The organism is Arthrobacter sp. B2060, assembly GCF_059090445.1.
Map to the genome: position 1 here is coordinate 1 of NZ_JBNHFR010000010.1, position 12,701 is coordinate 12,701.

11 protein-coding genes are annotated in these 12,701 nt (G+C 62.5%); all 11 read left to right on the top strand.

Annotated features, from left to right (window positions below; genetic code table 11):
• The first annotated feature begins 485 nt into the window (after positions 1-485).
• The 11 genes from AC5RUM_RS16245 to AC5RUM_RS16295 all read left to right on the top strand — a co-directional run bounded on the left by AC5RUM_RS16245 (position 486) and on the right by AC5RUM_RS16295 (position 12,665).
• Complete coding sequence (locus AC5RUM_RS16245) at positions 486-1,418, top strand: ABC transporter substrate-binding protein (RefSeq protein ID WP_494035903.1); 933 nt, start codon at positions 486-488, stop codon at positions 1,416-1,418.
• 47 nt (positions 1,419-1,465) lie between these two features.
• Complete coding sequence (locus AC5RUM_RS16250) at positions 1,466-2,359, top strand: amino acid ABC transporter permease (protein ID WP_494035904.1); 894 nt, start codon at positions 1,466-1,468, stop codon at positions 2,357-2,359.
• Positions 2,356-3,123 carry an amino acid ABC transporter ATP-binding protein gene (locus AC5RUM_RS16255; protein WP_494035905.1) on the top strand — a complete coding sequence of 256 codons (768 nt, stop codon included), beginning with the start codon at positions 2,356-2,358 and terminating at the stop codon, positions 3,121-3,123. Before AC5RUM_RS16250 ends, AC5RUM_RS16255 begins: the two co-directional genes overlap by 4 nt.
• Positions 3,124-3,125: 2 nt before the next feature.
• Entirely contained in the window at positions 3,126-4,280 is a 1,155-nt protein-coding gene (gene solA / locus AC5RUM_RS16260) for an N-methyl-L-tryptophan oxidase (protein WP_494035906.1), read from the top strand.
• Between the two features lie 56 nt (positions 4,281-4,336).
• Positions 4,337-5,590, top strand: a complete 1,254-nt coding sequence (locus AC5RUM_RS16265; protein ID WP_494035907.1) for an aspartate aminotransferase family protein — start codon at positions 4,337-4,339, stop codon at positions 5,588-5,590.
• Positions 5,591-5,672: 82 nt separating this feature from the next.
• The gene (locus AC5RUM_RS16270; protein WP_494035908.1) at positions 5,673-7,127 is read left to right on the top strand and encodes an NAD-dependent succinate-semialdehyde dehydrogenase; all 1,455 of its coding nucleotides are present in this window, start codon (positions 5,673-5,675) and stop codon (positions 7,125-7,127) included.
• A gap of 41 nt (positions 7,128-7,168) precedes the next feature.
• Positions 7,169-7,861 carry a GntR family transcriptional regulator gene (locus AC5RUM_RS16275; protein WP_494035909.1) on the top strand — a complete coding sequence of 231 codons (693 nt, stop codon included), beginning with the start codon at positions 7,169-7,171 and terminating at the stop codon, positions 7,859-7,861.
• 432 nt (positions 7,862-8,293) lie between these two features.
• Positions 8,294-9,097, top strand: coding sequence for an amino acid ABC transporter permease (locus AC5RUM_RS16280; protein WP_494035910.1), 804 nt, complete (start codon positions 8,294-8,296; stop codon positions 9,095-9,097).
• Positions 9,094-9,768, top strand: a complete 675-nt coding sequence (locus AC5RUM_RS16285) for a GntR family transcriptional regulator (protein WP_494035911.1) — start codon at positions 9,094-9,096, stop codon at positions 9,766-9,768. Before AC5RUM_RS16280 ends, AC5RUM_RS16285 begins: the two co-directional genes overlap by 4 nt.
• A 200-nt stretch (positions 9,769-9,968) precedes the next feature.
• On the top strand, positions 9,969-11,177 hold the full coding sequence (locus tag AC5RUM_RS16290) for an aminotransferase-like domain-containing protein (RefSeq protein ID WP_494036075.1): 1,209 nt from the start codon (positions 9,969-9,971) through the stop codon (positions 11,175-11,177).
• 138 nt (positions 11,178-11,315) lie between these two features.
• Positions 11,316-12,665, top strand: coding sequence for an MFS transporter (locus tag AC5RUM_RS16295; RefSeq protein WP_494035912.1), 1,350 nt, complete (start codon positions 11,316-11,318; stop codon positions 12,663-12,665).
• Positions 12,666-12,701: the final 36 nt, after the last annotated feature.

The following is a 12,701-nucleotide window of genomic DNA, read 5'->3' on the forward strand; positions in this document are numbered from 1 at the left end:
TAGTGGAATCAGTATCCCAGTTGATCAGCGTGCCGTAGACATCAAAAGAGATGTACGTCGGTCGGGAGTTAGTCGTTGCCATGATTCATCCGTTCATCGAAGTTGTTCGGAAGGCCCGATGCGCCGAGCCTCTGCGGGTTCCAAGGCATGCCCAGATCGTGTGGATTTGTCCCGCCATGCAGGGATCTGCTGCCCGATACGTTGACTGTAGGACGCCAAATTGTAAATTGTCAACAGTTTGCGCTTGGGTTGCCCAGCTCGCGAGGTCATCAAAATTTCTTGTCGTCAATTGTTGACAATCGGCAGTTGAGGGGGTTGCATTGGCTTAGATGCGGAACGAGATATGGATCACACCCCGCATGAAGCACCAACAGGTCGGCACCGCATCGCACCCCCAAGGCACGGGATGTCGGCCGGGTCGATCTGCACCATATGCACTCGTTTTGGCGGATCAATCCAGCTTAAACCATAGGAAGGGAACCACCATGAAGACCATCAACAAAGTACAGACCGCAGCTGCGGGGCTTGCTGTCCTGTTGGCCCTGACTGCCTGTGGCGGCGCTGCCACAGGCACCCCGGCCTCTGGGGATGCGAAGTCCAAGACGTCGAACACCGCTGACATCTCCGAGGGCATCCAGCCTGACGCGGCCGCGGTCAAGCTGTTGCCGCAGTCCTACAAGGACAAGGGCGAACTGACGGTCGCCATGGACCTGCACTACCCGCCGACAACCTTCCTGGCCGATGACAACGTGACCCCGATCGGCCTGAACCCCGACATCGCCCGGCTGGTGGCCAAGAAGCTCGGCCTGAAGCTGAAGTTCGAGAACACCGCGTTTGACACGATCGTCCCCGGCATCGACGGCGGCCGCTACGACTTCACCGTCACCACCATGTCCCCCACGGAAGAACGGCTGAAGGTAATGGACATGGTGACCTACCTCAACAGCGGAGTGTCGGTGGCCGTGGCCCATGGCAACCCGCTGAACATCAGCAATGACGACATGTGCGGTAAGAACATTGCTGTCACCAAGGGCTCGAACGCCCAGCTGAAGCACCTGCCGAACGTCTCGAAGTGGACCTGCGAGGAAAAGGGCAAACCGGCCATCAACGGAGTGACACTGCCCAACGTCCAGGAGGCCCTGACGCAGCTGGCATCCAAGCGTGTGGACGGCGTCTTCTACGACACCCCCGCACTGGTCTGGGCCAACGAACAGCAGCCGAACACCTTCACGGTTCTGACCCCGCAGGTGGATACCCGCTCCGATCACATCAATGCCATTGGCCTGAAGAAGTCTTCGCCGCTGACGCCGGCCCTGCAGAAGGCCGTGCAGTCCATCCTTGACAGCCCGGAATACAAGAAGTCCCTTGACACCTGGGGCCTCAGCGGCGCAGCCATCACCACCGCCAACCTCAAGTAATGGCACCGTCTATGAAGCCGGCCACGATCGAAAGAAGTGAAACCCCCATGAGTGGGAAAGAGTCGCATCTCAAACCACGGCTCCGGCGGCGCAGCACCTTTGAATACGTCGCCTGGGTGCTCTGCAGCCTCATCGGCATCGGCATCCTGATCTCGGTATCGACCAACCCCAACTTCAGGTGGGGTGTTGTCGCCCAGTACTTCACCCACGAAACGATCCTCCGTGGCCTGATGCTCACCATCTTCCTCACGCTTGCCAGCATGGCCCTGGGAACGCTCCTCGGCCTGGCCCTGGCAATCATGAGGTCCTCGAGCATCAAACCGATTGCCGCCACGGCCAACGTCTACATCACCCTGTTCCGCGGCACCCCGGTGCTGGTCCAGCTGATCTTCTGGTTCAACATTGCGGCGCTGTACCCGAACCTGACCATCGGGATCCCGTTCACCAACATCGGCACCGCGATCGACGTGAACGCCCTGATGGCGCCCATCACCGCGGCCCTGGTCGGCCTGACGCTGAACGAGGCCGCCTACATGGCCGAGATCATCCGTGGTGGGTTCTCCTCGGTCGGCAAGGGCCAGATCGAGGCCGCCGACTCCCTCGGGATGAGCGGGGCGATGAAGATGCGCAAGGTCATCATCCCCCAGGCCATGCCCTCGATCATCCCCGCGACCGGCAACCAGGTCATCGGCATGTTCAAAGAAACGTCTCTGGTCAGCGTGCTGGGCGTCGCCGAGCTGCTCCAAAGCGCCCAGCTCATCTACGCCCGCACCTACGAGACCATCCCGCTGCTGATCGTCGCCAGCCTCTGGTACCTCGTGATGACCCTGCTCCTGAGCTACCCACAGTCCAAGCTCGAGCAAAAATACTCCCGCGCAACCTCCCGGCTCCCCCGGAAAGCAAAAGTTGTGCTGACAGAACCGGAAGGGACCCTGCGATGAGCAACGACGGCACCATTCACGCCCGCGGAATCCGAAAGTCCTTCGGACACAAGACAGTCCTGAAAGACATCAACCTGGACATCGCCAGCGGAGAGATCTGCTGCATCATCGGCCCCAGCGGCTCCGGCAAATCCACGTTGCTGCGCTGCATCAACGGCCTGGAGACCGTCGACACCGGAGTCCTGAAGGTCAACGGCGAGGACTTCGGCTACTACGAGACGGACCATGCTTACCTCGCGGTAAGCCGGAAGAAGCTCGCTGAGCAGCGCACCAGGGTCGGCATGGTCTTCCAGCAGTTCAACCTCTTCCCCAACATGACGGCCCAGGAAAACGTCATGTCCGGGCCGGTGCTGGTCAAGGGCGCCGACAAGAAGGAAGCCGCCAAGCGGGCCCACGAGCTGCTGGCCAGTGTCGGCCTGGCCGGGTTCGGCGACTACTACCCCGCACAGCTCTCCGGCGGGCAGCAGCAGCGCGTCGCGATCGCCCGGTCCCTCGCGATGGACCCCGAGATCATCCTGTTTGATGAACCCACCTCCGCGCTGGACCCCGAAAAGGTCGGCGAGGTGCTCATGGTCATGCAGGACCTGGCGAAGAAGGGCATGACCATGGTGGTGGTCACCCACGAAATGGGCTTCGCCCGCGAAGTCGCGGACTCCCTGATCTTCATGGATGACGGCTACGTGGTCGAACGCGGCGACGCCCGGGAAATCCTGTCCAACCCCAAGGAACCCCGCACCCAGGCCTTCCTGGAAATGGTGCTCTAAGCATGGACGGAACAGTCGCGATCATTGGCCTGGGCAGTATCGGAAGCATGGCCCTGTGGCAGGCCTCCCGCCTGTCCGACTCGGTGGTTGGGTTCGAGGCCCAGACTCCAGGTCATGCCCGCAGCGCCGTGGGCGGTGATACGCGACTGTTCCGTATGCTCTACCGCGGCAACCCGGCTTATTACCCCATCCTGGAGCGTTCCCGGACCCTGTGGGCCGAACTCGAAGCCGAAACCGGCCAGGACATCCTGACCCGCTGCGGCGGGCTCTCGATCGGAACCGCTGACGGTCCCTACATCTCGGCTCTGCTGGAGACCACCCGGACCAACGGGGCCGAGCACGAAGTCCTGAGCCGCGAGGAGATGGCCGAACGCTACCCCCAGCACAACCTCCGCGAAGACGACATCGCCGTCTACGACCCGCACGCCGGGGCCCTGCGCACCGACCGTGCGGTCACAGCCGCGGTCGCAGCCGCCCAGGCCAACGGGGCAACAGTCCATACCAACACCCCCGTCGACAGCATCACTGAAACCGAGGACGGTGTGGTCGTCACCTCCGGGGAGACGTCCTGGACTTTCGAGAACGTCATCGTCTCCTCCGGCGGCTGGTCACAGCGGCTCATGCCCGACTACCTGAAGGCTGCAACGCAGACCAAGCGGGTCTTCTTGTCCTGGTTCGTCGCCAGGGATGCGGCACAATTCGCCCCGGAGAAATTCCCCATCTTCATCAGGATCTCCGGCGACCGCTCCATGTACGGCGCTCCGAGCGTAGATGGCGTGACGGTGAAGGCGACGCTGGATGGACGGGGCGCGCCCACACCCTCGGCGGACTCAGTACCGAGGGAGCTCAGCCCAGCCGAAATCGCGGAGACCACCGAAACCGTCACCGAGTTCTTCCCCGGCCTGTTCCCCACCATCGTCCGCTCCGACGCCTTCCCGGACCTCTTCACCAAGGACGGGCATCCCCTGCTGGGCCGGCTCAACGAGAACAGCAGGATCTACTGCGCCACCGGCTTCTCCGGAGGGGGCTTCAAAAACGCCACCGGTTTTGGCGAGATTGCCGCAAGCGAGGCCTTGGGCAAGCGCTCCTTCGGCGGCCTCGAATTCGTGCGGCCACAACGTTTTAAGACCAGCGTACGGATTCAAGAAAAACACTGAGCGAGTCAGCATCGCCCATTGTTGACAATCGACAACCCCTCAGAAAGTATGAAGCCATGGCAACTCTCAGTCCCCTCCTCAAGCAGGCCACGCCTGTCGTCGTTGAATCCGCGCTCGGAAGCTGGATCGATGCGACCGACGGTAAGAAGTACTTGGATTTCACCACCGGGATCGGTGTGACCAGCACGGGTCACTGCCACCCCGACGTCGTAGCGGCAGCACGCGAGCAGGTGGGAAAGATTATTCATGCCCAGTACACCACCGTGATGCACAAGCCTTTGCTTGAGCTCACGGAAAAGCTCGGCGACTACCTGCCGGCGGGGCTGGACAGCGTCTTCTATGCCACGACCGGGTCCGAGGCCGTGGAGGCCTCCGTACGCCTGGCACGCATGGCCACGGGACGGCCCAACATCATCTCCTTCCAGGGCGGTTTCCACGGCAGGACCGTCGGCGCGGCATCGCTGACCACGGCCGGCACCAAGTTCCGCTCCGGATTCTCTCCGCTGATGGGCGGGGTGCACATTTCCCCCTTCCCCCACGCCTACCGCTACGGCTGGGACGAAGCAACAGCGGTTGCTTTCGCGCTGAAGGAACTGGACCACCTCCTGGTCAGCATCAGCAGCCCCAGTGACACCGCCGGCTTCATCATCGAACCCGTCTTGGGCGACGGCGGGTACATCCCCACTCCCCCTGCCTTCCTGCAGGGCCTGCGGGAACGGGCCGATAAGCACGGCATCGTGCTCATCGTGGACGAGGTCCAGGCCGGCGTCGGACGCACCGGCAAGTTCTGGGGACACGACTGGGCAGGCATCACCCCCGACGTCGTCATCACCGCGAAGGGCATTGCCAGCGGCTTCCCGATCTCCGCGATTGCCGCCTCGGCCGAGCTCATGGGCAAGGCCTGGCCCGGCTCCCAGGGCGGCACCTACGGCGGAAACGCCGTTGCCGCCGCCGCCGGCGTCGCCACCCTGGGCGTCATCGAACGCGAGAACCTGGTCACCAACGCCCTGGTCCGCGGCGATGAACTGCGCACCGGCCTGGAAACCTTCAAGACCGACTTCGCAGCAATCGGAGACGTCCGTGGCCGCGGCTTGATGCAGTCCATCGAATTCACCGCACCGGACAACACCCCCGATGCCGCCACCGCCCTCGCCGTCCAGCAGGCAGCCATCAAGGAAGAACTCCTCCTCCTCACCTGCGGACCACACGGCAATGTCATCCGCGTCATCCCGGCGCTCAACGTCAGCAGCGAGGAAATCCAGAGCGGCCTGTCCAGGTTCCGCCAGGCGCTCAAGGCAGTCACCTCCTAAAGACAAACCAGACGCGGAATTCGCCGGCGGCAGATCCATACCACCGGCGAGATTCCCACCCTACGATCACTGAAAGCTAGACATGAGCCCCTCATTCGACCCCAGCACCCTTCACACGGATTTGTTCATCGACGGCGCCTGGCGGCCAGCCAGCAACGGCGCCACGTTCGCGGTCGAGAACCCGGCCACGCATGAGGTCATCGCGCAGGTGGCCGATGGCGGCCCGGACGACGCCCTGGCCGCCATCGAGACCGCCGGGCGTGCCCAGGTGCAGTGGGGCAAGTCCACGCCGCGGGAGCGGGCCGACATCCTGCGCCGGGCCTTTGAGCTGGTCATCGCCAACACGGACCGGCTCGCCGCGATCATGACCGCGGAGATGGGCAAGCCGCTGGCCGAGGCCAGGGGCGAGGTGGCCTACGGCGCCGACATGCTCCGCTGGTTCTCCGAAGAGGCCGTCCGGATCGGCGGGGACCACACCACCTCGGTGGACGGCAAGACCCAGATCATGATCACCAGGGAACCCGTTGGTCCCTGTGTGCTGGTCACGCCGTGGAACTTCCCGCTGGCGATGGGTGCCCGCAAGATCGCCCCGGCCGTGGCCGCGGGCTGCACCATGGTCTTCAAGCCCGCGGAACTGACGCCGCTGACGTCCCTGGCGCTGGTGGACATCTTCCGGCAGGCCGGCCTTCCGGACGGTGTCCTGAACGTCGTGACCACCCTGGACGCAGCCAGCGTCGTGGGGACCTGGACCGGCAGCGGCATCGCGCGCAAGATCAGCTTCACCGGCTCCACCGGGGTCGGCAAGATCCTGCTGCGCCAGGCGGCCGAGAATGTCATGCGGTCCTCGATGGAGCTGGGTGGAAACGCCCCGTTCATCGTGCTGGCCGACGCGGACATCGAAAAGGCCGTCGACGGGGCCATGAAGGCCAAGATGCGCAACATGGGCGAGGCCTGCACGGCCGCGAACCGTTTCTTCGTGCACCGCTCCGTCCTGGCGGAGTTCAGCGAGAAGTTCGCCAAGAAGATCTCCGAACTGCGGGTCGGCGACGGCGCGCTCGAGGGAACCGAGGTCGGGCCCCTGATCGAGCAAAAGGGCCTGGACAAGGTCGAAAGCCTGGTCGCCGATGCCGTGTCCAAGGGCGCACGCGTCCTGACCGGCGGACACCGGCCCGAGGGCCCCGGCTACTTCTACACCCCCACCGTGCTGACCGACGTGCCCCTGACCGCGGACCTGATGAACACCGAGATCTTCGGACCCGTCGCGGCGATCACGGCGTTCGACAGCGAGGACGAGGTGATCCGCCTGGCCAATGACACCGAATGGGGCCTCGTGGGGTATGTGTTTACTGAGAACATGGAAAAGGCCCTGCGTTTCTCCGCAGAACTGGAAGTGGGAATGGTCGGCGTCAACACCGGCATCGTTTCCAACCCGGCAGCACCCTTTGGCGGGGTCAAGCAGTCGGGGCTGGGACGTGAAGGCGGCAAGGTCGGCATCGAGGAATTCCTCGAGATCAAATACACCGCAATAGCGGTCTAACGGGGCACGCAGTAGTCCGAAGAATGAAATGAGGGGGAACAATGGCAGTACCAGAAGGACTGTTTGTCCTGGAGGGAAGGCCCACGGCGCAGCTGATCGCCGATCAGCTGCGCGAACAGATAGTCCAGGGGACCTTCCGCCCGGGACAGCAGATCAACGAATCTGCCGTGGCCAGCCAGCTGCGCACATCCAGGGGCCCGCTCCGGGAAGCGCTGCAGCGCCTGTGCCAGGAGGGGCTCCTGGTCAGCCACCGCAACCGTGGCGTCTTCGTCACGGAACTTTCCACCGCCGACATCAGGGAAATCTATGAGGTCCGCGAGTCCGTGGAGCTGGCCGCGTCCAACACGTTAATGGATGCCGGGCAGGGGCAGATCCAAGACACCTGCCAGGTGCTGAAGGAAGTCATCAGGGACATGGCAAAGCAGGTTGCCGCGTCAAACTGGCAGGAGATTGCACGACTGGACATGCAATTCCACACCTCCTTCGTTTCTGGCACGGGAAATACCCGGCTGATCCGGATTTACGAGACTCTGGCCGCCGAATCAAGGATGTGCATCCTCAACCTGGAAGTCTCCTACCCCCGCCTGGACGTGCTGGTCCAGGAACACCAGAACCTTTTGGATCTGTTGGAGGCTGGCAACAGAACGGGACTGCAGCAGGCCGTCAAGCGGCACCTGCAAAAGGCCGTTGAAGATCTCACGGCAACGAGGGAAGACCGGGAGATCACTGCCTAATTACGGTGTTCGAGCAGTATCCATACTGAAGAGGTGGCCAGGTCCTAGGGACCTGGCCACCTCTTCCGTCTCTCACCAGTGCCCCGTCTGTGTCCCGGTCCCACGTGACAAGCCCGGCGTTGATGAAAATACGCAAAAAATTCCTGTGAATTGTCGATGATCTGCGATCCCGGCGGGTGCATTATTTACATAGGAACGTTAGGGGCGGACCGATCAGGAGCCGGCTCGCGGAATACAAGTAGTCACTCGCCACCTGTGGCTCAATCGGCCGCCATTGCCGAAGCCAAGCTCAACTAGAGGGACGCCGTGAAGAAACTAATCCATCCTGAAGGGGAATCCGCTGTAAGTGGGATTGACTCCTCGCTCAAGCCAAGGCTCCGGCGGCGGAGCACCTTTGAATACGTCGCGTGGATCGTGTGTGGGCTATTGGCTTTGGGCATTCTGATCTCGGTATCGACGAACCCGAACTTCAAGTGGCACGTGGTCGCCCGGTACTTCACCCACGAAACGATCCTTCGTGGCCTGATGCTTACCATCTTCCTGACTGTTGCGAGTATGGCCCTCGGAACGCTCCTTGGCTTGGCCCTAGCAATCATGAGGTCCTCGCGCATCAAACCGGTTGCAGCCACAGCCAGCGTCTACATCACCCTGTTCCGCGGCACCCCCGTCCTGGTGCAGCTGATCTTCTGGTTCAACATCGCCGCGCTGTACCCGAACCTGAGCATCGGCATCCCGTTCACCAACATCGGCACCGCCGTCGACATTAATACCCTGATGGCGCCCATCACGGCAGCCTTGGTGGGCCTGACGCTCAACGAAGCCGCCTACATGGCCGAGATCATCCGCGGCGGGTTTTCCTCGGTCGGCAAGGGCCAGATCGAGGCCGCCGACTCCCTTGGCATGAGCGGCGCGACGAAGATGCGCAAGGTCATCATCCCCCAGGCCATGCCCTCGATCATCCCCGCGACCGGCAACCAGGTCATCGGCATGTTCAAGGAAACCTCCCTGGTCAGCGTGCTCGGCGTCGCCGAACTGCTCCAAAGCGCCCAGCTCATCTACGCCCGCACCTACGAAACCATCCCGCTGCTGATCGTCGCCAGCCTCTGGTACCTCGTGATGACCCTGCTGCTGAGCTACCCGCAATCCAAGCTCGAGCAAAAATACTCCCGCGCAACCTCCCGGCTCCCCCGGAAAGCAAAACTTGTACTGACAGAAGCGGAAGGTATGGCCCGATGAGCACTGTGGAAGGACTGTTTGTTCTGGAGGGAAGGCCCACGGCGCAGCTGATCGCCGATCAGCTGCGGGAACAGATTGTCCAGGGGGTCTTCCGCCCGGGACAGCAGATCAATGAATCTGCCCTGGCCAGCCAGCTGCGCACGTCCCGGGGCCCGCTCCGGGAAGCATTGCAGCGCTTGTCCCAAGAGGGGCTCCTGGTCAGCCACCGCAACCGTGGCGTCTTCGTCAAGGAGCTCTCGACGGATGACGTCAAGGAAATCTACGCCGTCCGCGAGGCGGTGGAATCCGCCGCCGCAACCATATTGATGGACGCCGGACCGGAGAGGATCAATGCCACCTGCGACGTGCTCAAGGGAATCATCAAGGATATGTCAAAGCAAGTTGCCGCGTCCGACTGGCAGGCACTTGCAAGATTGGACATGCAATTCCACATCTCCTTCGTTGCAGGGACTGGCAACACCCGCCTGATCCGGATTTACGAGACACTGGCAGCCGAATCGAGAATGTGCATCCTCAACCTGGAAGTCTCCTACCCCCGGGTGGACGTGCTGGTCCAGGAACACCAGACCCTCCTGGATCTGCTGGAAGCAGGAGAAAGAAAGGGACTCCAGGACGCCATCAGACGGCATTTGGGAACGGCCGTTGAGGACCTCACCGCCACTATGCCATGACAAAGCAAGGCACGCTGCCGTAACGGTAACAGTCCGTGCGGGCCAAGCTGCGCCCCGTACGTACACGTGCTGTCCCATGGTCCCCCTCCGTCCTAGCAATTGTCAACAATCGACGATAGGCTTTAACGGAAACTTCCATAGATACAGGACGTTGCTCCTCCGGCGCTGAGTCCTACCGAGAGAGAGAACGCATCGTGTCAATTGCGCCCACCAGTCCCGTAAGCCTCCCGTGGGCAGCCCGCACCAAGGGGCTGGTCGGTTCAATCATCGATTCGAGTACGTCCCTGCTGCAGCGGCAGACACACGATATCGTCAGCTTCGCGATGGGGAGCCCGGCTGCCGAAGCGGTTCCCTCCGATGCTTTCAGCGAAATCTATGGTTCCGTTCTCGCCGACGTCGGGGCCGGAGCTTTCGCATACGGGGCCACCGAGGGCGAAAATGCACTCCGCGATGCACTCCTTGCATACCTGGAAACCACGCCCGAACGCACGACTCCCGAACGGCTGCTCATCACGAGCGGCGGAATGCAGGGGCTGGACCTCGCGGGCAAGCTGTTTGTTGATCCCGGCGACCTTGTGCTGGTCGAGGCACCGACCTACACCAACGGCAGTGCCACGCTCCTGGCTTATGGTGCGGACATCATGGAGGCACCCATTGACGACGACGGCCTGATTGTTGAGGCATTGCCGGAGCTGGTCCAAAAGGCCGGGCGCCTGCCCAAGGCCATCTACGTTATTCCAAACTTTCAGAACCCTACCGGGACGGCAATGTCCCTGGAGCGCCGGCTGCTTCTGCTGACCCTGGCCAGGGAATGGGGCAGCATCATTATCGATGACGACCCCTATGGCATGTTGCGTTTCGACGGCGCGCACATCCCGGGATTCCGCGAGCTGGGCGGCGGGGACCCGCTCGTCTTCTCCGTCCGCACTTTTTCCAAGATCCTCGCCCCCGGGTTGCGCGTCGGCTGGGTGGACGCAGATCCCGCCATCGTGGCGAAGCTCATTGATGCAAAACAGACGATGGACACCTGCACGAACGTGCCCAATCAGCTCCTGTCGGCCGAGTTCCTTCGCCGCGGCGATCTTGAGCCGCACCTGGAGCGGCTCCGCAGCGAATATCGCGGGCGGATGAGGGCAATGCAGGAGTCGCTGGAGCGCCACTTCGGCGGTCAGGCGACATGGACGGATCCGCAGGGCGGATTCTTCCTGTGGCTCACCTTCGGTGAACACGTCGACACGTCGAAACTCTTTGAGCTGGGTGTCCAATATGGGGTTGCGTTCATCCCCGGGCGCGCGTTTTCTGTGACTGGACAGTTCGGCAACGCCCTGCGGCTGTGCTTCGCCTCGCAAACGCCCGAGCGGACGGAACTCGGCATCTCGCGACTCGCGGAGGCGCTCAAGGCTCTCTAGGGGCAAGCCCTCTAAGTGCAAGCCTAGTTATTGCGAATGATTCTTGATAGCATTAGGTTGTTGGCTATTCAGCCTGCATGGAAAATGCATCAATCAGCCCGGCGGACGAGCCCGTGGCAGCAGAATCGGGAGCAACACATGAGTACATCGACGGCGGCACGCAAGTCGCGCGCGGAAGCCACCGGTGCTGGTGATGCCCCGGCAAGGGTGGAACCTTCACCGCGGCTTCTGCTGGCAAGCCAGCTCATCTTCAACATTGGCTTCTTCTCGGTGGTTCCGTTCCTGGCAGTGGCCATGCGGGAAGACTTTGGCATGGGCGCCATGGCAATCGGGATTGTGCTTGGCGCACGCACCTTTGCCCAGCAAGGGCTGTTCCTTTTCGGCGGGGCCATCGCCGACGTCTGGGGAGCACGCCGGGCGATGATCACCGGATGCCTGGTGCGGATCGCCGGATATCTGCTCCTGGTCCTGGCCCAAGATTTCCCGCTCTTCCTGCTCGGCGCCGTTGTCACCGGCGTTGGTGGCGCCCTGTTCTCGCCGGCACTGGAAAGCCTCGTGGCGGCCGCTGCACAGCGCGGCACCAGCCGCTCCAAGTCCGCGCCGAACAGCAGCACAAAAGGCAACCAGGGCTCCACCCTCTTTGCCTTGCTGGTGGTCTTTGGAGAAGTAGGCGCAGTTGTCGGCCCGCTACTGGGTGCCCTTCTGCTCAATACCGGCTTTGACACTGCCTTGCTGATAGGGGCAGGGGTCTTTGCCCTGATGGCCCTGGTCTTCCTGCGCTTCCTGCCTAAAACGCGCCCCGCCAGCTCCAAGGCTCCCACCGATCCCACCGAACAGTCCGCACCGTCGTCGGGCATTTGGTCCTGCTTCGGCGAGAAAAAGTTCATCTGGTTTGCGGCCTTTTACAGCGTCAATCTCCTGGCCTACAACCAGCTCTATTTCGGGTTGCCGGTTGAACTCCAGCGCAGCGGCGCCGGCATTGGCGCGCTGGCCACGGTATTCGCCTGTGCATCTGTCCTGACCGTCGTCCTGCAGTGGCCGATCGCGAGGCTCATGCGCCGGGCAGGAGCAAAGGTTGCGCTGCCGCTGGGATTTGCCCTGCAAGCCGCAGGTTTCGGTTCCCTTGCCGTCATGGCCGTGTTGTCTCCGCCGGACGGGTTCCCCATCCTGCCGGCCCTTCTGCTCATAACGGGTCTTTCCCTCGGACACATGTGCGTGACGCCGGTTGCCATGGGACTGGTACTCGAGTATTCGGCCGGGCGTCCTACCGGAGCCTTCTATGGCTTACTCGCCAGCGCGGGAGGGGTGGCCGTCCTCCTTGGCAACACGTCCCTGGCCCCGCTTTACGAACTTGCCTACACACCATCCGCGACGGCGGCCGCCCCGTGGGTGCTGTTGACCCTGTTGGCCGGCATCTCGGCGGCAGCCATCAACCGCTTCCTGCCGAAAACGAAGGCCCAGCTCTCATCGGAACTTCACACCGCCTGAGTACTTTGCGATCCCCAGTGCCGGCCTAGTCCGTCT

Coding starts and splice junctions, on each gene's coding strand:
- AC5RUM_RS16250 (WP_494035904.1), top strand. CDS start 1,466: ATGAGTGGGAAAGAGTCGCATCTCAAACCACGGCTCCGGCGGCGCAGC.
- AC5RUM_RS16285 (WP_494035911.1), top strand. CDS start 9,094: ATGAGCACTGTGGAAGGACTGTTTGTTCTGGAGGGAAGGCCCACGGCG.
- AC5RUM_RS16275 (WP_494035909.1), top strand. CDS start 7,169: ATGGCAGTACCAGAAGGACTGTTTGTCCTGGAGGGAAGGCCCACGGCG.
- AC5RUM_RS16245 (WP_494035903.1), top strand. CDS start 486: ATGAAGACCATCAACAAAGTACAGACCGCAGCTGCGGGGCTTGCTGTC.
- AC5RUM_RS16295 (WP_494035912.1), top strand. CDS start 11,316: ATGAGTACATCGACGGCGGCACGCAAGTCGCGCGCGGAAGCCACCGGT.
- AC5RUM_RS16270 (WP_494035908.1), top strand. CDS start 5,673: ATGAGCCCCTCATTCGACCCCAGCACCCTTCACACGGATTTGTTCATC.
- solA (WP_494035906.1), top strand. CDS start 3,126: ATGGACGGAACAGTCGCGATCATTGGCCTGGGCAGTATCGGAAGCATG.
- AC5RUM_RS16255 (WP_494035905.1), top strand. CDS start 2,356: ATGAGCAACGACGGCACCATTCACGCCCGCGGAATCCGAAAGTCCTTC.
- AC5RUM_RS16265 (WP_494035907.1), top strand. CDS start 4,337: ATGGCAACTCTCAGTCCCCTCCTCAAGCAGGCCACGCCTGTCGTCGTT.